13 protein-coding genes are annotated in these 19,477 nt (G+C 72.8%); 7 read left to right on the forward strand and 6 right to left on the reverse strand.

Annotated features, from left to right (window positions below; translation table 11 throughout):
* Positions 1–102 precede the first annotated feature (102 nt).
* Complete coding sequence (locus BUE29_RS10040; protein WP_073389300.1) at positions 103–936, reverse strand: helix-turn-helix domain-containing protein; 834 nt, start codon at positions 934–936, stop codon at positions 103–105.
* A gap of 101 nt (positions 937–1,037) precedes the next feature.
* Between BUE29_RS10040 and BUE29_RS10045 the strand changes: the two genes are divergently transcribed.
* A complete protein-coding gene (locus tag BUE29_RS10045; protein ID WP_073389303.1) occupies positions 1,038–1,781 on the forward strand; it encodes an SDR family oxidoreductase in 744 nt (247 codons plus the stop codon).
* Between the two features lie 71 nt (positions 1,782–1,852).
* On the opposite strand, the gene BUE29_RS10050 is transcribed toward BUE29_RS10045, so the two are convergent.
* Positions 1,853–4,060: an NADP-dependent isocitrate dehydrogenase gene (locus BUE29_RS10050; protein ID WP_084180940.1), complete on the reverse strand. Its 2,208-nt coding sequence runs from the start codon at positions 4,058–4,060 to the stop codon at positions 1,853–1,855.
* A 55-nt stretch (positions 4,061–4,115) separates the two neighbouring features.
* The gene (locus BUE29_RS10055; protein WP_073389306.1) at positions 4,116–5,102 is read right to left on the reverse strand and encodes an ArsR/SmtB family transcription factor; all 987 of its coding nucleotides are present in this window, start codon (positions 5,100–5,102) and stop codon (positions 4,116–4,118) included.
* A gap of 59 nt (positions 5,103–5,161) precedes the next feature.
* Between BUE29_RS10055 and BUE29_RS10060 the strand changes: the two genes are divergently transcribed.
* Together BUE29_RS10060 and BUE29_RS10065 are read left to right on the forward strand one after the other, a co-directional pair.
* Positions 5,162–6,346: an MFS transporter gene (locus tag BUE29_RS10060; RefSeq protein ID WP_073389309.1), complete on the forward strand. Its 1,185-nt coding sequence runs from the start codon at positions 5,162–5,164 to the stop codon at positions 6,344–6,346.
* Positions 6,347–6,432: 86 nt separating this feature from the next.
* Positions 6,433–7,287 carry a hypothetical protein gene (locus BUE29_RS10065; RefSeq protein WP_073389312.1) on the forward strand — a complete coding sequence of 285 codons (855 nt, stop codon included), beginning with the start codon at positions 6,433–6,435 and terminating at the stop codon, positions 7,285–7,287.
* Between the two features lie 12 nt (positions 7,288–7,299).
* On the opposite strand, the gene BUE29_RS10070 is transcribed toward BUE29_RS10065, so the two are convergent.
* On the reverse strand, positions 7,300–8,463 hold the full coding sequence (locus BUE29_RS10070; RefSeq protein WP_073389315.1) for an ROK family protein: 1,164 nt from the start codon (positions 8,461–8,463) through the stop codon (positions 7,300–7,302).
* Positions 8,464–8,617: 154 nt separating this feature from the next.
* On the opposite strand from BUE29_RS10070, the gene BUE29_RS10075 reads away from it, so the two are divergent.
* Positions 8,618–11,764, forward strand: coding sequence for a glycoside hydrolase family 3 N-terminal domain-containing protein (locus tag BUE29_RS10075; RefSeq protein WP_073389318.1), 3,147 nt, complete (start codon positions 8,618–8,620; stop codon positions 11,762–11,764).
* A gap of 85 nt (positions 11,765–11,849) precedes the next feature.
* On the opposite strand, the gene BUE29_RS10080 is transcribed toward BUE29_RS10075, so the two are convergent.
* Entirely contained in the window at positions 11,850–14,543 is a 2,694-nt protein-coding gene (locus BUE29_RS10080) for a sensor domain-containing phosphodiesterase (RefSeq protein WP_073389321.1), read from the reverse strand.
* Positions 14,544–14,723: 180 nt separating this feature from the next.
* Here BUE29_RS10080 and BUE29_RS10085 point away from each other — a divergent pair, with 180 nt between their 5' ends.
* From BUE29_RS10085 to BUE29_RS10095, 3 genes are all read left to right on the forward strand, one after another.
* Positions 14,724–15,515: an N-acetylmuramoyl-L-alanine amidase gene (locus tag BUE29_RS10085; protein WP_073389323.1), complete on the forward strand. Its 792-nt coding sequence runs from the start codon at positions 14,724–14,726 to the stop codon at positions 15,513–15,515.
* Positions 15,516–15,642: 127 nt separating this feature from the next.
* Positions 15,643–16,671: a YihY/virulence factor BrkB family protein gene (locus BUE29_RS10090; protein ID WP_073389326.1), complete on the forward strand. Its 1,029-nt coding sequence runs from the start codon at positions 15,643–15,645 to the stop codon at positions 16,669–16,671.
* Positions 16,672–16,718: 47 nt separating this feature from the next.
* Positions 16,719–17,006 (forward strand): DUF4235 domain-containing protein, encoded by a 288-nt coding sequence (locus tag BUE29_RS10095; protein WP_073389329.1) that lies wholly within the window; start codon positions 16,719–16,721, stop codon positions 17,004–17,006.
* A 91-nt stretch (positions 17,007–17,097) separates the two neighbouring features.
* Here the strand turns inward: BUE29_RS10095 and BUE29_RS10100 are convergent, their stop codons facing one another.
* Positions 17,098–19,170 (reverse strand): hypothetical protein, encoded by a 2,073-nt coding sequence (locus BUE29_RS10100; protein ID WP_073389332.1) that lies wholly within the window; start codon positions 19,168–19,170, stop codon positions 17,098–17,100.
* Positions 19,171–19,477: the final 307 nt, after the last annotated feature.

Below are 19,477 nucleotides of genomic sequence, written 5' to 3' on the forward strand. Positions count from 1 at the left end.
GCGCGTGAGTCCGCGGCGACCGCCAGCCCTTACCTGCACCTCACGATTGCACCATGCCGGGTGATCTTCGGCGACTCCGACAGGTCGAGGGTCGTCGAATACTCAGAACCGTTGCGCACCGATGACGGCGAGGAGGTCCAGCTGCTGGCGCCCGGTGCTGCGCGGTGGCGCCGTGAGCACCACCAGCGTCTGGGTCTGGTCCTCGGTGAACAGCGCCTGGCAGTCGAGCTCGATGGCGCCGACCTCGGGGTGGATCAGCGTCTTGTGGTCCTCGAAGCGGCGGGCCACCTCGTGGCGCTGCCAGAGCTCGGTGAACTCCCCGCTGTGCGACTGCAGCGTGCGGACGAGCTCGCCGGCGCGGGACCGCGGCCCCAGCTCGCCGTACGCCACCCGCAGGTTCGCCACCGCGGCGCGACTCTGCCGCGGGCGGTCGTGTTCCGGATACAGCTCGCGTTCGGCGGGGTCGGTGAACCACCGGTACACCTGGCTGCGCGCGAACCCGGTCAGGTGGGTGTGGTCGCCGAGCAGCGCCACGGCGAGACGGTTGGCCACCAGCGTCTCGGCCAGCGCGGACAGGATGAACGCCGGGGTGTCGGCCAGACCGTCCATGACCCGCTGCAGGCCCGGGGCGACATGGGGGGCCGCGACCACGCGGTCGGGTGCTGAGTGGCCGGCGGTGCGGAACAGGTAGTCACGCTCGTCGGCGGTCAGCCGCAGCGCCCGGGCGACGGCGGCCAGCATCTGCTCGCTCGGCTGCGGGCCGCGTCCCTGTTCCAGGCGCGTGTAGTAGTTGACCGACATACCGGCCTGCTGCGCGACCTCCTCGCGACGCATGCCCGCCACCCGTCGCCGGGCGCCGGCAGGCAGGCCGAGATCGCCCGGCTGCAGCGCCGCGCGCCGTTGCCGCAGGAAGTCGGCGAGATCCCGACGGTTCATGCGCCCAGTCTCGCTGCCGCGCCGGGCGCTGGCCAGGGATCGCCGATCCCCCTCTCGGCGAGCGTCTTGTCCGCCGCGGCGGCCCGTCGGATGGTCGTGGCATGAACATCACCGGAAACACCGTCTTCGTCCCCGGCGGCACCAGCGGGATCGGGCTCGCGCTCGCGCTGCGGCTGCAGGCCCGGGGCAACACCGTCGTCATCGGCGGCCGGCGGACCGAGCTGCTGGCGCAGCTCGCCGCCGAGCACGGCTTCGACACCGTCGAGATCGACACCAGCGACCCGGTCAGCATCGAGGCCGCGGCGAAGGAGGTCGTGGCCGCCCACCCCGACCTCAACGTCCTGATCACGATGGCCGGCATCATGCGGCCCGAGGACTGGCACAGCGCCGAGGGCTTCCTGTCGACCGCCGAGGCGACGGTCACGACGAACCTGCTCGGCCCGATCCGTCTGGTCGCGGCCTTCCTCTCCCAGCTGCGCCGGGTGCCCGCGGCGACGATCATGACCGTCTCGTCCGGGCTGGCGTCCGTCCCGCTGCAGGTCACCCCGACCTACAACGCCACCAAGGCGGCGATCCACATGCTGTCGGAGTCGATCCGGCTGCAGCTCGCCGACACCGGGGTCGAGGTCGTCGAGCTCGTGCCGCCGGCCGTGCGGACCGCGCTGATGGGCCAGCAGGACGACGAGCACGCGATGCCGCTCGACGAGTACGTCGACGAGGCCGTCGCGTTGCTGGAGGCGGAGCCCGGCGCGCACGAGATCCTCGTCGAGCGGGTGAAGTTCCTGCGCTTCGCCGAGGTGCGCGGCGACTACGACGAGGTCGTCGGCGTGCTCAACCGGCGCTGACGGCCCCGCTTGCCCCCTCCCGTGGTCGCGTTCGGACGTCCGATCGCGACCACGCGAGGGGGCAGGGCGTCTCAGTGGGGCTCGACGACCGCGTCGTCGGTGGGGCCGGCCAGGGCGCGCAGCGCGTCGTTCAGCGTCGCGCTGGGCCGCATCGCGGCGGCGGCCTTGGCCGGGTCGGGCTGGTAGTAGCCGCCGATGTCGACCGGCTCGCCCTGCACCCGGTTCAGCTCCGCGACGATGGTGTCCTCGTTCGCGGCGAGCTGCTGGGCGAGCCCGGTGAACCGGGCGGCCAGCTCGGCGTCGTCGTTCTGCGCGGCGAGCTCGTCGGCCCAGTACCGGCCCAGGTAGAAGTGGCTGCCGCGGTTGTCGAGCTCGCCGGCCCTGCGCGAGGGCGACTTGTTCTCGTCCAGGAACGTCGCGGTCGCGCGGTCGAGGGTGTCGGCGAGGATCTTCGCCTTCGCGTTGCCGGTCTTCTCGGCCAGCATCTCCAGCGAGACGGCCAGGGCGAGGAACTCGCCCAGCGAGTCCCAGCGCAGGTGGTTCTCCTTCACGAACTGCTGCACGTGCTTGGGCGCCGAGCCGCCGGCACCGGTCTCGAACAGCCCGCCGCCGTTCATGAGGGGGACGATCGAGAGCATCTTCGCGCTCGTGCCGAGCTCGAGGATGGGGAAGAGGTCGGTCAGGTAGTCGCGCAGGACGTTGCCGGTGACCGAGATGGTGTCCTCGCCCCTGCGGGCGCGCTCCAGCGTGAACCGCGTCGCCGCGGCGACGTCGAGGATCTCGAGCTGCAGGCCGTCGGTGTCGAGCTCGTCGAGCGCCGCGCGGACCTTCTTCAGCACCTCCGCGTCGTGCGCCCGGCTCTCGTCGAGCCAGAAGACCGCGGGCGCGCCGGTGGCGCGGGCGCGGGTGACGGCCAGCTCGACCCAGTTGCGGATCGGTGCGTCCTTGGTCTGGCACATGCGCCAGATGTCCCCGGCCGCGACGTCGTGCTCGAGCAGCGTCGCACCAGCCTGGTCCACGACGCGGACGGTGCCGGCCGAGACGATCTCGAACGTCTTGTCGTGCGAGCCGTACTCCTCGGCCTTCTGGGCCATGAGTCCGACGTTCGGCGTGGTGCCCATCGTGGCGGGGTCGAAGGCGCCGTGTGCGCGGCAGTGCTCGATGGTCTCGGCGTAGAGCGGCGCGTAGGACGAGTCGGGGACGACGAACTTGGTGTCCTGCTGGTCGCCCGCGGCGTTCCACATCTGCCCCGAGGTGCGGATCGCCGCCGGCATCGAGGCGTCGATGATGACGTCGCTCGGCACGTGGAAGTTGGTGATCCCGCGGTCGGAGTCCACCATCGCGACGGCGGGGCCGGCCTCGATCGCGGCCTGCACGGCCTTGGTGGCCTCGGGGTGCGCGCTCAGCAGGCTGCCCAGGCCGTCGTTGGGACTCACGTCCGGGTACTGGTCGTAGACGCCCGGGACGACCGCCTGCACGGCGTGACCGAAGATGATCGGGTCGGAGACCTTCATCATCGTCGCCTTGAGGTGGACGGAGAACAGGACGCCCTGCTCCTTGGCCTCGGCGTGCTGCGCGCGCAGGAAGGCGTCGAGCTCGGCCTTGCGCATCACCGCGGCGTCGATGACCTCGCCGGCGAGCAGCGGGGTGCGCTCCTTGAGCACCGTCACGGTGCCGTCGGCGGACACGTGCTCGATCCGCACGACGTCCTCGGCGGCCAGCGTCACCGACTTCTCGGTCGAGCGGAAGTCACCCTCGCTCATCGTCGAGACGTGCGACTTCGAGTCCTGCGACCAGGCGCCCATCGAGTGCGGGTGCTTCCTCGCGTACGCCTTCACCGAGGCGGGCGCGCGGCGGTCGGAGTTGCCCTCGCGCAGGACCGGGTTCACCGCCGAGCCCTTGACCTTGTCGTAGCGGGCACGGACGTCGCGCTCGTCGTCGGTCGCCGGGTTCTCCGGGTAGTCGGGCAGGTCGTAACCCTGCTCGCGCAACTCGGCGATCGCGGCCTTGAGCTGCGGCACCGACGCGCTGACGTTCGGCAGCTTGATGATGTTGGCCTCGGGCGTGGTGGCCAGCTCACCGAGCTCGGCCAGCGCGTCGGCGACCCGCTGCTGCTCGTCGAGCCGGTCGCCGAACTGCGCGAGGATGCGGCCCGCCAGCGAGATGTCGCGCAGTTCGAGCTCGATCCCGGCCTGGCCCACGACCGCCTCGACGATCGGCAGCAACGACTGGGTGGCGAGCGCGGGCGCCTCGTCGGTGTGGGTGTAGATGATCTTCACGGGGATGTCCTCCACTGGCCGCGTCGACGATTCGATCTCTTGACGTCAAGATACCTCACGGCGCAGCGTTCCCGATCCCGTGGTCCGCGGCGCCGCTCGACGCGACCAGGTCGCGGCCGACCTCGCTGCACCAGTAGAGCACCTGCCGCCCCGCGCGGCGCCGGTGCAGCAACCCGGCGTCCAGCAGGACCCGCAGGTGGTTGCCCACGCCGCCCAAGGGCTGTCCCGTGACCGCGGCGAGGGCGCTCGTGCTGATCGGTTCCCGGCAGCGCAGCAGGATCTGGGCCCGGTTGTCGCCGAGCAGCCGGCCGAGCGGCCCCGGCCGGGGTGAGGGGTCCGCGGCAAAGACGCCGGTGACGGGGTAGACGACGCCGTAGCGGTCGGGCAGCCGCCAGCTCACCCAGCCGCCGGGCGCGTGCGCGGCCAGGAAGATCAGGTCGGCGCCGCGGATGTCGCGGGTCGGGTACCAGCGCTGGTTGACCTGCAGCCGGTTGTCCCCGAGCCAGCGGACGCCGGGGCCGATGTCGGCCAGCGCGCCGCTCCACCCCAGCGTGGCCAGCCGCGCGGTGCGCGCGACGATGTCGGCCTGCAGCACGCGCCGTCGTCTCGGCCAGTCCGCCGCCACCGTCTCGCTCCACACCCAGCGCAGCAGGCCGGCCGCGCAGCTCGCCAGCCCGCTGCCGCCCACCTCGGGCGGCAGCGGCCCGCGCACCGCGAGCAGGTCACGCCGGATCTGCTCGTCGGACAGCGACTCGAGGTGGTGCAGCTCCTCGTCGAGGCTGAGGTCGGGGGCGGCGGGCGGCACGGTGAGGAAATCCGCCGTCCAGGTCGGCCCGAACCCGTGCCCGACCAGCGCGCGGGCCTGCGGGTCCGCGGCCAGCCGCCGGCGGAACGCGTCGCGATGGCGGTCGCGCCACGCGCGGTGCCACGGTCGGCACTGCGGGCCGCGCAGGATCTTCAGCGCGGCGACCGTCTCGGTCAGCCGGGACGTGCCGAACCGCGCTCTCGCCAGCACCTCGGCGTCGACCACGAAGTCGCCCACGTTTCGCCTCCGCGCGAAACTGTACGGCCGGGCCGCCCGTCCCGGCCACGCTGCGGCCCATGTCGACCTACCGCACGCTGGCCGCGAACCGCGAGTTCCGCGCCCTCTGGATCTCCTCGGCCTGCACCACGGCGGCCGCGATGGCGGCCGGCCTCGCGCTGGCGTTCCTCGTGCACGAGGCCACCGGCTCGGCCACGCTCACCGCGCTGACGATGTTCGGACCGTCGCTGGCCCAGCTCCTCGGCGCCTCGACGCTGATGTCGCTCGCCGACTCGGCGCCGCCCCGCCGCGCGCTGCTCGCGAGCAACGCGGTCGTGACGGCCGTCCTGGTGGCCCAGGCGGCGCTGGACCTCTCGCCCCTCGTGCGGCTCGCGCTCATGTTCGGCGCGGCGGTCGCGCTCTCGGTGGGGGCCGGGATCCGCTGGGGGTTGGTGCAGGAGGTCCTGCCGCACGAGAGCTACGGCCTCGCCCGCTCGGCGATGAACCTCGCCGGCGGCGCCTTCCAGATCGTCGGGTTCGCCGTCGGCGGCCTGCTGCTGTCCGCGCTCGACATCCGGTCGGTGTTCCTCGTCGCGGCGGCGACCTCGGCGGCGGGCGTCGCCGTCGTCGGCCTGGCGATGGCCGAGCGCCCGCCCCGGCGGGCGGCCCGCGGCGGGCTGGGCGAGACATGGCGCGGCAACCGGGCGCTGCTCGGCGACCGCGCCACGCGGGTGCTCCTGATCGCGCTCGTGCTGCCCAACGGTCTCGTCGTGGGATGCGAAGCGCTGTTCGTCCCGCTCTTCGACGACCTCGCCGGCTGGGTCTACGCGGCCGCCGCGCTCGGCATGATGGCCGGTGACCTGCTGGTCGGACGCGTGCTGACGGCGGCGGCACGCCGTCGGGCCGCGACGGCCCTGCGGCTGTTGCTGGCGATGCCCTTCGTGGTCTTCGTGGTTCACCCGCCGGTGCTCGTCGCGGCCGGCCTCGCCGCGGTCGCGGCCGTCGGCTACGGGGCGTCGCTCGTCCAGCAGGAGCACCTGGTCGCGCTGACGCCCCCGCACCTGCGAGGACAGACGCTCGGGGTCGAGTCGTCCGCCCGCCTGAGCATGCAGGGCGTCTGCGCGCTCCTCGCCGGCGTGCTCGCCGATCGGATCGGTGCCGGCGTCGCCGTCGGTCTGCTCGCCGGCGCCTCGGTGCTCGTGTCACTCGTCCTCACCCCGGCACTGGCCCGGATAGCGAGGTCCGCGTCGGCGCTGCCCGCCTGACGCCAGTGCGCCGTCACCATCCGTGGGCCGCCTCGTTGGACACGCACAAGGGACGAAGGTCTCGTCTCGCGTGCACAGGGGGCCCCATGCGATCTCGCGTCCGTACCACCCTCGCTCTGCTGACCGGCGCCGTCACCGCCGGGCTGCTCGTCGGCCCGGCGGCCGCCTCGGCCGCCCCGACGTGGGCGCCCGAGTCCAGCGCGACGCTGCACCCGGGCGTCCAGGCCTACACCGCCGGCGCGCAGTGCACGACGAACTTCGTCTTCACCGACTCGGCCGGTGCCGTCTACCTGGGCTACGCGGCGCACTGCGCGGGCACCGGCGAGGCGACCGACACCGACGGCTGCCAGACGAAGTCGCTGCCGCTCGGCACGGCGGTGACGTTCAACCAGGGTGGCTCGCTGGTGAGCGAGGGGACGAAGATCGGCTCCGGCACGCTCGCGTACTCGTCGTGGTCGGCGATGCAGTCCGCCGGCGAGAAGGACGCGAACACCTGCGCCTACAACGATCTGGCGCTCGTGAAGGTGAGCGACGCGGACAAGTCCGCGGTCAACCCGACCGTCCCGTTCTTCGGCGGACCGAACAAGCTGGGCAGCGGCACGACGGCCGGCCAGAAGATCTACAGCTACGGCAACTCCTCGCTGCGCGCGGGCGTCACGGCGCTGTCGCCGAAGTTCGGCGCGAGCCTCGGCGACACCGGCGGCGGCTGGTCGACGACGCTCTACACGGTGACCCCGGGCATTCCGGGTGACTCCGGCTCGGGCTTCCTCGACAAGAACGGCAACGCCCTCGGGGTGCTGTCGACGGTCGCGATCGCGCCGCTGCCCGCGTCCAACGGCGTCGGCAACCTGCGCAAGGAGCTCGCGTACGCGCAGGCGCACTCCGGGATCGCCGGCCTCGCGCTGGTGGCGGGTACCCGCAGCTTCTCCTCGACGGTCTGAGCCGGGGGGACGTCAGCTCGGCGCCGCGTGCCCCAGCCGCATCGCGAGTGCGGCGGCGCCGAGCAGTTCGGCGGACACGCCGAGGGAACTCGGCGTCACCGCGATGCCCCGCGCCAGGCCCGGTTGGGCGTAGCGGTCGATCGACTCGCGGACGCCGGCCAGCAGCGGCTCGGTCGCAGCGGCGAGCTCGCCGCCGACGACGATCTGGCGCGGGCTGAGGTTGTTCACCAGGTCGGCGAGGACGCGTCCGATCATCCGGCCGGCGTCGGTCACGACCCGGGACGCACCGGGGTCGCCGGCCGTCACCAGCCCGGCGACGTCGGCCATCGTGGCCGGAGCGGCCTCGTGGGAGCGGACGGCCGACAGCACCTGGACCGTCGACGCCACCGTCTCCAGGCAGCCGCGGTTGCCGCACCGGCACACCGGGCCGCCCGGGTCGACCGGGACGTGCCCGATCTCGCCGGCCCGCCCGCCCACGCCGTGATGGAGCCGCCCGCCGAGCAGCAGGCCGGCCCCGATACCCGTCGCGGCCTTCACGTAGACGAGATCGTCCACGCCGCGCGCCCCGCCGAAGGTCACCTCGGCCAACGCGCCGAGGTTGGCGTCGTTGTCGGCCGCGAAGGGGACGCCGAGGCGCGCGGACAGCTCCGCCGCCGGCCGCCGGTCGACCCAGCGCGGGAGCAGGTTGCCGGTGCCCACCGAGCCCGTCCGTACGTCGACCGGGGCGGGCAGGCCCACGCCGCCGGCGTCGGCCGCCTGTCGCGTCGCGCGCAGCAGTCGTTTCGCGATCCGGACGGCCTGATCGACCGCCTCGTCGGGCGACGCGTCCACGTCGAGGCGGGCGGTGCCCTCGCCCAGCACGACGGCGGCGCCGTCCTCGACCGCGACGACGCCGACCCGGCAGTGACTGTGCCCGAGGTCGACGGCGACGACGACGCTGCGCCCGCCGGCGACGCGCAACACCTTCGGTGGCCGGCCGGGGAGGCGCTGGCCGGCCGGGGCCGCGTCCTCGGTGAGCCGGCCCTCGGCCAGCAGCTCCTGGACGAGGCCGGCGACCGTGCTGCGCGCGAGACCGGTGTCCGCCACGATCCCGGCGCGACTGTTCGCGCCGCGGGTCACGGCGGCCAGGACGCGGCCGCGGTTGACGTCCCGCTGGCCGGCGGTGGGGTCGGTCACCGCGCGAGACTAGCGGGGTATTGACCGTCGTCCGGTCGAAATTCGGGATTTGTTCGCGCAATTTCCTCCCATTCTGGTTATTGACGCGACGTTATTGCGCTCAATACTGTGCGCGAGCCAAGACCCGGCATCCCGATCTCGACGAAGAGGTCCCATGCACCGTTCTCGCCTCCGCCGCCCCTCACGACTGCTCGCCGGGTCCGCCGGCCTCCTGCTCACCGTCGGCCTCGCCGCCGTCGTCACCGCCCCCGCCGCCGACGCCCAGGTCGGCCCGCTGCCCGTCGTCCAGGACTTCGAGGGTGACGGGGTCGTCACCACGACCTCGCCCGGCGTCTTCCCGTTCGGCAACGACGCCACCGACAGTCCCGACCTGACGATCGTGAGCGCGCCGGGCGTGCCCGGCGCGGACGCCGACAACCACGCCCTCGACGTCCCCTATTCGGTGACCACCTACGGCGGCTTCAGCGCGAACTCGGCCCAGCCCCAGGACTGGTCGGCCTACGACTCCTTCGGCTTCTGGGTCAAGGGCTCGGCGACGGGCAAGGAGATCCAGTTCGAGATCAAGGACGGCGGCAGCGACGGCGAGCACGCCGAGCTGTGGGAGAGCCACTTCACCGACGACAGCACGGCGTGGAAGCACGTGGTGACGCCGTTCGCGCAGTTCACCAAGCGGACGAGCTACCAGCCGCCGGGCGCGCCGTCGAACGACGTCCTCGACCTGACGTCGATGTGGGGCTTCGCGGTCAACCTGCCCGGCGGGGGCGCCAGCGGCGACCTGCAGTTCGACGACGCCCGGGTGTCGGGCACCGCGCAGCCGCGCGTGAGCGTCGACGACCGCACCGTGCTGGTCGACGCCGGTCACGAGGCCACGGTCGGCGTCACGCTCACCACCGCCGACGGCGGCGAGCTCGCGTCGCCGGTGACGGTCGACTACGCGACCGCCGACGGCACCGCCGTCGCGGGCACCGACTACACCGCGACGTCGGGCACGCTCACCTTCCCGGCCGGCACGAAGAGCGGGGCGAGCCAGCACGTCACGGTCCAGACCGCGCCGGCCGACGGCGCGGCCAAGGCCAAGACGCTGACGGTGACGTTCACCCCGACCGGGGCCACGCTCTCCGGCGGGAAGGCGCTCGTCGTGATCAACGCGCACGGCTACGCCTACCTCGACAAGACCAGGTCGACCAGTGCACGCGTCAAGGACCTCCTCTCGCACATGACGCTCGCCGACAAGGTCGGCCAGATGACCCAGGCCGAGCGCGTCGCCGTGGGCGACGGCACCGACGTCACCACCTACGCCCTCGGCTCGCTGCTGTCCGGCGGTGGCTCGACGCCGCAGCCCAACACGCCCGCGGCGTGGGCGAAGATGATCGACGGGTACCAGACCCAGGCGCTCGCCACCCCGCTGCAGATCCCGATGATCTACGGCATCGACTCGGTGCACGGCGACAACAACCTCGCCGGGGCCACGCTCTTCCCGCACAACATCGGGCTCGGCGCGACGCGTGACCCTGCGCTGGTGAAGCAGGCCGGTGCCGTCACGGCGACCGAGACCCGAGCCACCGGCGTCCCGTGGGCGTTCGCGGCCTGTGTCTGCGTCGTCCGCGACGACCGCTGGGGCCGTTCCTACGAGTCCTTCGGCGAGGACCCGTCGCTCGTCACCGACATGACCACGGTCTTCCAGGGGCTCCAGGGCGACGGCAAGCTCGCCGCCCGCACGAGCGTCCTGGCCACCGCGAAGCACTTCATCGGCGACGGCGGTACCCGCTTCGGGTCGTCGCAGACCAACGACTACACGATCGACCAGGGCATCACGTACGTGACACAGAGCCAGCTGAACCAGCTGGTCGCCCCGTACCGAGCGGCGATCAAGGACGGCGTCGGTTCGGTCATGCCGTCGTACTCGAGCCTGCGGATCCAGGGCAAGGACGCGGCCCCGGTGAAGATGCACGGCCGGAAGGACATGATCACCGGGCTGCTCAAGCAGAAGCTCGGGTTCAAGGGATTCGTCATCAGCGACTACGCCGCGATCGACCAGCTCCCGGGGGACTACAAGTCCGACGTCCAGACCAGCATCAACGCCGGCCTCGACATGATCATGGTGCCGAACGATTACAAGACGTTCATCACCGATCTGACCGATCTCGCGGGCAACGGCGTGCCGCTGTCTCGTATCGACGACGCGGTGACGCGCATCCTCACCCAGAAGTTCCGGCTCGGCCTGTTCGACCATCCGTTCGCCGACACGACGAACATCAAGACGATCGGGTCGTCGGCACATCGCGCGATCGCGCGCAAAGCCGCCGCCGAGTCGCAGGTGCTCTTGAAGAACAGCCGCAACGTGCTCCCGCTCGCGAAGCGCAGCAAGGTCTACGTCGCCGGGTCGAACGCCGACGACGAAGGCAATCAGTCCGGTGGCTGGACGCTCACCTGGCAGGGCCAGTCGGGCGCGATCCCGGGCGCGACGTCGATCCTCGACGGACTGCGGAAGGACGACCCGACGAGCACCTTCACGTACTCGAAGACGGCGACCGCGTCGGCGAAGGGCTACGACGTCGGCGTCGTGGTGGTCGGGGAGACGCCGTACGCCGAGGGGCAGGGTGACATCGGGGTCAACAAGCACACGCTGCAGCTGTCGGTGGCCGATCGGCAGGCGGTCAACCGGGTGTGCGGCGCCATGAAGTGCGTCGTCATGGTGGTGTCCGGGCGACCGCTCGACATCACCGGCGTCGCGCCGCAGGCCGAGGCGGTCGTCGCGTCGTGGCTGCCCGGGTCCGAGGGCACCGGCGTGGCCGACGTGCTGACCGGTCGCCGGCCGTTCACCGGTCGGCTGCCCGTCACGTGGGCGAAGGCCGAGAGCCAGCAGCCGATCAACGTCGGCGACAAGCGCTACGACCCGCTCTACCCCTACGGGTGGGGCTTGCGCACCGACGGCACCCACGCCCGGCTCGTGGCCCTGCGCACCGAGCTCCGCGCCGCCGGTCACACCACGACGGCGCGCGAGTTGACCGGGGCGCTGGCCAAGGCCAACTGGAAGGGCACGACCCTGCGCCGTGCCGACGCGGTGCTGGCCGTGCTGCGCAAGGCGGCGAACCGCACCGCGGGACGGTCGTTCAGCTGGACCGAACGCAACACCGTCGTCTCGATCGTGCGCGACATCGCGCAGGCGCGCGTCGTCTCCGGGGGCAAGGCGGCGATGTCCGACACCGCCGCGCTCACCGCCGACGCCGAGCACCTGCTCATGGCCGGTCATCCCGGCGCCGCAGCGTCGTCGCTGGTCGCCGCCTACCGCCGGGCGTGAGCCGCCGGCAGCCCGCAGTGGCCGGCAGCAGCCGGTAGGGAACGGGGGGTCGCCGTGGTCCGCGTCATCGCGCGGACCACGGCGGTCACGTCCCGTCGGTGGCCGACGCGGGTGCGGTGACGGCCCGGTTCGCCGTCCGCTCGACGAGCCACGCGGTCGCGGCGTCGGCGGGCAGCGGACGCGATTCCAGGTACCCCTGCATGTAGTCGAAACCCAGGGCCCGGAACAGGTTGCGGGTCTCCTCGTCCTCGATGCCCTCTGCGACGGTGCGGATCGCGAGGCGGTGCGCCAGCTGCGCCACGGCGCTGGCGATCGCGGCGTCGGCCGGGTTCGTGGTGGCGTCCTTGACGAAGAGCCGGTCGAGCTTGATCTCGTCGACGCGCAGGTCGCGCAGCAGTCGCAGCGACGTGTAGCCGATGCCGAAGTCGTCGAGCGAGACCGCCACGCCCAACTGGCGCAGGGCCAGCACGACGTCGCGGGCCTCGTCGGGGTCCGCGACGATGGCCGACTCGGTGATCTCGAGCTTGAGCCGGGACGGGTCGCCCGCCGACTCCGCCAGCGCGGTCGACACGAGCGTGACGACGTCGTCCTCGAGCAGCACCTGCGGCGAGAGGTTCACCGCCACCACGACGTCCAGCCCGTCGCTGCGCCAGCGATGCTGCTGGGCCAACGCCTCGCCCAGCACCCATCGCGTCATCACCGAGATCAGCGGCCCGGTCTCGATCAACGGGATGAAGCGGTCCGGCGGCACGAAGCCGCGGGTGGGGTGTCGCCACCTCACCAGCGCCTCCACCGCGTCGACCGGGGCGTTGCGGTCACCGCGTGCCGGGTCCCGGTACTGCTCGGTCTGCAACGGCGTGACCGGTTGATAGTGCAGCTCCAGCTGGCCCGCGGCGATCGCACCACGGAACTCGCTCACCAGGTGCAGGTCGTCGAGCCCCGGACCGGAGGACGCGCCGCGCTCGCAGGCGATGTTGACGCGTCGGGGACTCGCCTCACGGGTGGCCTCGGCGTGTCGCAGCAGCTCGGTGAAGCAGGGTTCGGACGCCGACGCGGCCAGCACCCCGATCCGGGCGTGCATCTCGACCGGGACCCCGGCGACCTCGAACGGGCCGGTCGCGGCGTCCACCGCCCGCCGCGCCATCGCGTCCAGCCGGGCGCGGATCTCGGCCGGGTCGGTGTGCTCGTCGGACCGCGCGGCGCCGGCGAAGTGCCCGTCCCCGAGGTGGCAGATGTAGAGGTTCGCGTCCTGGACGGCGGTCAGCGCCGCGCCCACGGCCGCCAGCAGCTCGCCTCCGACGTCCGCGCCGAGGGCGGTCGTCACCAGCCCGAGATTGGTCAGTCGCAACGAGAACACCGCGCCGGGTGCGCTGCCGTCGCCACACTGGTCGGACCACCACTGCCGCAGCGCGGCGAGGTTCCCGAGACCGGTCGTGGCGTCGTGCAGCGAGCGCCACAGCTCGCCCTCACGGTCCGCGCGGCGTCGTTCGGTGATGTCGCGCAACACGGCGGTGTAGAACCACTCGGTCCCGAGCTGCCATCTCGACAGCGACAGCTCGACCGGGACGAGCGAGCCGTCGGCGTGCAACGCCTCGAGCTCGACGGTGCGGCCGAGCAGGACCGGTTCGCCGCCACCGACGAGGCGGGCGAAGCCGGCCGAGTGCGCCGGTCGGTCGTCGGGCGGGACGATCATCGCCAGCTGCTTGCCGATGATCGCGTCGCGGTCGTGGCCGAGCAGGCGCCCCGCGCCGCCGTTCCAGGACACGATGCGCTCGTTGCGGTCGACGGTCACGATGGCGTCGAGCGCGGAGCGCGACTCGCGGAACTCGATCTCGGCGGTGCGCAGCACGGCGATGCGCTCGAAGCCGTGCAGCACGTTGCCGTCGGTGCCGTCGGCGGTGTGGATCGGCGAGGACGCCACCCGCACCTGCTGCTCGATGCCGCCGGAGGGCAGCAGCCGGAGCTCGCGGACGGTCACCGCGCGTGCGTCGCCGAGCGGCAGTGACTCCGCGGCCCGGTCGCTGCGCACCACGAGATCGAGGTAGTCGCGTCCCCGCAGGTCCGAGTCCTCGGCCCCGATCAGGCGGGCGAACGCGGGGTTGGCCGAGCGGATCACGCCCTCGCGGCCCGAGAGGACCAGGTGGCACGGTGTCGTGGCGAAGAGCTCGCGCAGCTGCCGGGCCGCCGCGGCGCAGGGCGCGTCCGCCGGCGGCGCCGCGCGCCGTCCGGCGAGCCCGCGGGCCAGGCCACGGGCGGGCCGAGGCGGCCGCAGCACGGTGGCGACGATGCGCGCGAGCGAGCGGAGGGTGTCGCGCTGGTCGTCGGTGAGCGAGCCGGGTTCGGTGTCGAGCACGCACAGCGTGCCGACGGGCGAGCGGTCGCCGGTCAGCAGCGGCACGCCGGTGTAGGCGCGGACGCGCGCGCCACCGTGCGCCGCGAGGCCGTGGCGGAAGCGGTCGTCGAGCATCGCGTCCGCCACGTCGAGGCCGATGCCGGCCGCGTCGAGGGCGTGCCGGCAGAACGCCGCGTCCCCGGACAGGTGCCGGGTCACCGGGCCGACCTCGGCCAGGAAGGACGTGCGGTCGGCGTCGACGACGCTCACCGCGGCCATCGGCCGGCCGGCCACCACCGCGGCGAACGCCACCGCCTCGCGGAGCACGGCGCGGACCGCGGCGTCGTCGCGGACCAGCTCGCGCAGGGCGTCGCGCACGTCGGGCAGCGGCGGCCGGCGTCGCCCGGTCGCGGCGCCGGCGCCGGTGTTCGGCGCGAGGGATTGCACGTGATCACAGTCGGCGTGCGACGGCGGTGCTTGAGCCACGCTTCCGTTTCCGGAGGTCCGTTTCGTTTCGGGTGGGTCGTGCCGATCGCCGCACGCGACGCAGTGACCCAACACTGGCTTTACGTTCGGTTGGATGGGACAGTCGGTGCGTCCCCTCGCATCCGGTTCCTCGGAGGTCCGATGTCGCGCCGCCCGTCGCCCGGTCGCCGCCGCCCGTTCGCCGTGCTGGTCCTCGTCGCGCTGGTGACCGCCGGGGTGCTTACCGGCGCTCCCGCGGCGCAGGGCGCGGCGACGCACCGGCCGGTGATCGTGCTCGACCCGGGCCACAGTCGCACCGTCTACGCCGTCGACGAGCGGACCGGTCTCGTCGTCTCGGACTACGAGAACGAGCCCGAGATGCGCGACGTGTTCGCGGTCGCGAAGCTCGTCGCGGCCCGGTTGCGGCACGACGGCTATCGGGTGGTGCTGACGAAGACGCGACTGCACCAGCGTCGGACCCTCGCCCAGCGCGCGGCGGTCGCCAACCGGGTCCACGCCGCGCTGGCGCTGAGCATCCACGACCAGGCCGGCCGCTCCGGCGGCGTCGGGTTCCGGGCCGGCAACAACATCGTCTACTACCAGTCCGTCGGGGCGTATCGCTCGACGCCGAGCGGCCGGCACGTCGTCTTCCGCGACAAGGCCGTGGCGAAGCGGAGCAAGACGTACGCACGGATCTTCGCGCGGCAGCGTCACGCCGTGCAGCGCGCGACGGTGACCTCGCGGCGCAACGTCGGGTACGACCTCGGCTCGCGCGGCCTCGCCGGCGGCAACATGTGGATGGTGCAGCTGCTCTCCCGGGTCCCGTGGATCTACAACGAGGCCGGCGGCAACAGTCGCGGCCGTGTCGGGCTGACCGCGGCCGATCGCCGGACCTATGCGCAGGCGCTCGTGCGCAGCGTCGAGGCCTGTGTGCCGGTGCCGCACCGCACGTGACGAGCGTCCGGCCGGCAAACTTTGCGCTGATCGCGCGATAGGGACGGCCCCTGCCGAGGTATGCCGAGGGCGTCGCCGTGGTCAGCCGGACGTCCGCGGCCCGATCCGTTCGGGAGCCACAGCCCGCATGACAGCGCACTCCTCGACCCACGACGAGACGCACCCGCCCGAGGGTCCCGCCGAGATGCCGAAGGCAGGCTGGGTCGAGATCCTCAAGCGGTCGGTGCAGCAGTTCAAGCACGACGACGTCACCGATCGCGCCGCCGCGCTCACCTACTTCGGCGTGCTGGCCCTGTTCCCCGGGTTGCTCGTGCTGGTCTCGATCCTCGGGCTGCTGGGCCGTTCGACCACCCAGAAGGTGCTCGACAACCTCGGTCAGGTCGCCCCCGGAGCCGTGAAGAGCTTTCTCACCACGGTCGTCGAGCAGGTGCAGGGCCGGGCGGGCACCGCCGGCCTCGCTGCGATCATCGGCATCCTCGTGGCCTTCTGGTCGGCGTCGGGGTACGTCGCCGCGTTCATGCGCGCGTCCAACGCGATCTACGAGGTCGACGAGGGCCGACCGATCTGGAAGACGGCGCCGGTGCGCATCGGCACCACCCTCGCGCTGCTGGTGATGCTCGTCGTCAGCCTGGTCCTGGTCGTGGTCACCGGCCCCATCGCCTCGCAGGTGGGCGAGGCGTTCGGTATCGGCGACACGGCGGTGCTGGTGTGGGACATCGTCAAGTGGCCGGTGCTGCTCGTCATCGTCAGCCTGATGTTCTCCTTGCTCTACAAGGCCACACCGAACGTCAAGCAGCCGCGGTTCCGGTGGATCACGCCGGGCGGCGTGCTCGCGGTGGTCGTCTGGCTCGTGGCATCCGGGCTCTTCGCCGTGTACGTCGCGCTGTCCGGCTCGTACAACAAGACCTACGGCTCGCTCGCGACGGTCATCGTGTTCCTCGTCTGGCTGTGGATCACCAACATCGCGATCCTGCTGGGAGCGGAGTTCAACGCCGAGACCCAGCGCGAGCGGGCGATCCGTGCGGGGATGCCCGCCGATCTCGAGCCGTTCGCCGAACTGCGCGACACCCGCAAGCTCGACGACGAGCAGCGCGCGGAGGCCGAGCACGCCGCGGCCGTGCGTCACCGCACCATGACCACCGAGGACGACGTGTGACCGCGCCCGAGTCCGTCACCACCCGACCCGCCGAAAGGACGACGTAAATGCTCAAGGTCATCTACAAACCGTTCGGAATCCTCGCCAGCGTGCTCGGCGGCATCCTCGCCGGCCAGATCTTCAAGCAGATCTGGAAGCTGACCGCGAAGGAGGAGGACGCACCCAACGCGACCGACTACGACAGCACCTGGACCGAGGTGTTGGTGTCGGCGGCGGTGCAGGGCGCGATCTTCGGCGGCATCAAGGCGATGATCGACCGCGCCGGCGCGACGGGGTTCCAGCGCGCCACCGGAGCGTGGCCGGGCAACACCGACCCGCGCGACAAGAAGAAGTAGCAGCCGGACGTGACACGACCCGGCCGGGACCGCGCGCTCGCGGTCCCGGCCGGGTCGTTCGTCGTGGCCGCGCCGGGCGAGGCGCACGAGGTCACCGGATGCGGGCGGTCGGTGCCGACGCTCGGCGCAGTGACGCGTACCCGCGCACGCTGGCCGTGACGTGAACGGTGATGCGCGCGCCGCGCAGTGCCCGCCCCACCCGCAACGTAGCGTGGGTCGCCGAGGCGATCGGACGGCTGCTCGCGTACCAGCGGTAGCGGAAGCTCGGTGCGGGTGACCAGCTGCCGGTCCGGACGCGCAGCACGTGGCCGACGGCGCGGGAGCCGGTGATCGTGGGGCGGTGCGACCCCAGGCGGCCGGCGACGACGGCGGCGCCCGGGGCGGATTCGGCGGTGGCGGCGGCGTAACCGGACCGCGTCGCGGTCACGACGACGTGCAGCCGCGCGCCGAGCTGGCGGTGGGTGGGAACGAACGCGGCGCGTGTCGCCCCCGCGACCGCGGTGTCGCCGGCGAACCACTGGTAGGCGAATCGCGTCGGCGTCGGCGTCCACCGGCCGGGCGCCGCGACGAGCGTGCCGCCGACCCGGGCGACGCCGCGCACGATCGGCACGCCCGGCCGGAACGACCCCGGCGTGGTGGTGGGCGTGCTCGTGGGCGTGCTCGTGGGCGTCGGTGTGGTGGTGGGTGTCGGTGTGGTGGTGGGTGTCGGGGTGGCGGTGGGCGTGGTGCCGATGGTGAGGTCGGCGCCGCCGGCGGGCGTGGCGTCGCCGACGGTGACGGGGACCGACCCGGCGCGGAAGGTCTCGCCGGCGCCGTAGGACGTCGCGTAGCTGCCGCCGGATGTGTGGGTGAGCAGCGTGATCGACCGGTTGCTCTCGACGCGTTCGACGACCACGCCCGGCGCGTAGGTGTAGTCGCCGAGGCCGCGTCCGGGCGCGTAGAAGGCGGTGGCGTCCCGCCCGGTCCCCGAGCGGTACTCCAGGACGTACGTCGTGCCCGCATCGGTGACGACGACGCCGCGCACCCCGCTGGTGGTGCCGCGGCCGGCGAGGTGGACGGTGCCCGAGGTCATCGTCGGCACCTCGGCCGTGGTCGCGATGCCCTCCTGGACGCGGTAGGCGGTGTCGAGCGCGGCCGGCGTCCAGCTGCCGCCGGTGACGGCGAGGCCCATGATGCTGTACTGGTCGCGGTAGCCGTCGGTCGTGCACGACGTGCTCGACGGGCATCGCTGGGCGTTGGCGTGCTGCAGCGACACGTTGTGGCCGATCTCGTGCACGCCGATCTGCACCGCGCCGCTGCCGAGGGTCACGATCGTGTAGCCGCCCGAGCGCAGGGACGATCCGATCGTGCCGATGCCGGCGCCGTACTTGCCGCTGCACGCGGCGGGGACGACGACCATGAGGTGGTTGCCGGTGCTGCCGCCGAACGCGACGTCGGGGAACTTCGCCGCGGCCTCGTTCCAGACGTCCGAGGCGTTGGACAGTCCGCACCCCTCGTCCGTCGTCCCCGCGACGTCCGAGGCATAGGCGACGGTGGCGGTGGGCTGGTCGAAGGCGCTGATCAGCCCGTCGGACTCGGTGGTCCAGTAGGAGCGCATCGACGCGGTCTTCGATGCGATCGACGTGTCGGACTCGAGCGTGCCCCGGTTCGTGATGGCCGCGAGGTAGAGGTGGTGCGGGGACGCGGTGGTGCCACCGGCGGTGGTCGCGGCCGGCGCGATGGTCGCGCTCGCGACCGCGAGGGGGGCGGTCGCGCTACCCGCGGCGGAGAGCACGGCACGTCCCGTCGGGGACGACGCGTCGACGCGTTGCCGGTCGGCCAGCGTGACGCCGCGGCGGTCGAGCCGCCGGCCGAGCGTCGTGCCCACCGCGAGCCGGCCGGTGAAGGGTCGGGCCTGCTCGATCGGGGTTCCCAGCCGCAACGAGACCGGGACGACGGTGCCGGCCGTGGTCTCGACGACGTAGCGCACGGCGGCGTCCGGGGCGTCGGCCGACAGCGGCGTGAGCGTTCCCGTGACGGCGAGCGTCGGCCGGGCCGCCGCCGCGGCGTCGTGGTAGTCGAGGGCCGGTCGGGACGGGGCGGCGGTGGCCGGGACGGTGATGGCGGCAGCGGTGCCGGCGGCACCGGCCGCCAGGACGGCGACGGCGAGCAGGGCTCGGCGCACAGGCGCTCCTCGGATCGGGACGATGGTGGTGCACGCCCCGCGCGCGCCTAACAAGAATCTCACACAACGACGAGTTGTGCACCCCCGGATCGTGGACGTCGCAGCGCCGACCGGCCGGGGGGTCCGGCCGATCGGCGCTGTTCGGTGGTGCGTGCGGTCTTGCGTGACGCGAGCTGCCGCGTCAGAAGGTGAACTGGTTGACGGCGCTGCGCAGGTCGGCGGACATGCGGGCGAGTTCGTCGACGGCGGTGCGGGTTTGGCTGAGTGCTTCGTTGGTGGAGCGGGCGCTGGTGGAGACGTTGTCGAC

The organism is Jatrophihabitans endophyticus (assembly GCF_900129455.1).
Classification (GTDB): Bacteria; Actinomycetota; Actinomycetes; order Mycobacteriales; family Jatrophihabitantaceae; genus Jatrophihabitans; species Jatrophihabitans endophyticus.

Bases quoted from the DNA above. Each gene is read 5' to 3' on its own strand.
- BUE29_RS10085 (WP_073389323.1), top strand. From the start codon at position 14,724: ATGTCGCGCCGCCCGTCGCCCGGTCGCCGCCGCCCGTTCGCCGTGCTG.
- BUE29_RS10065 (WP_073389312.1), top strand. From the start codon at position 6,433: ATGCGATCTCGCGTCCGTACCACCCTCGCTCTGCTGACCGGCGCCGTC.
- BUE29_RS10090 (WP_073389326.1), top strand. From the start codon at position 15,643: ATGACAGCGCACTCCTCGACCCACGACGAGACGCACCCGCCCGAGGGT.
- BUE29_RS10045 (WP_073389303.1), top strand. From the start codon at position 1,038: ATGAACATCACCGGAAACACCGTCTTCGTCCCCGGCGGCACCAGCGGG.
- BUE29_RS10040 (WP_073389300.1), bottom strand. From the start codon at position 936: ATGAACCGTCGGGATCTCGCCGACTTCCTGCGGCAACGGCGCGCGGCG.
- BUE29_RS10060 (WP_073389309.1), top strand. From the start codon at position 5,162: ATGTCGACCTACCGCACGCTGGCCGCGAACCGCGAGTTCCGCGCCCTC.
- BUE29_RS10075 (WP_073389318.1), top strand. From the start codon at position 8,618: ATGCACCGTTCTCGCCTCCGCCGCCCCTCACGACTGCTCGCCGGGTCC.
- BUE29_RS10095 (WP_073389329.1), top strand. From the start codon at position 16,719: ATGCTCAAGGTCATCTACAAACCGTTCGGAATCCTCGCCAGCGTGCTC.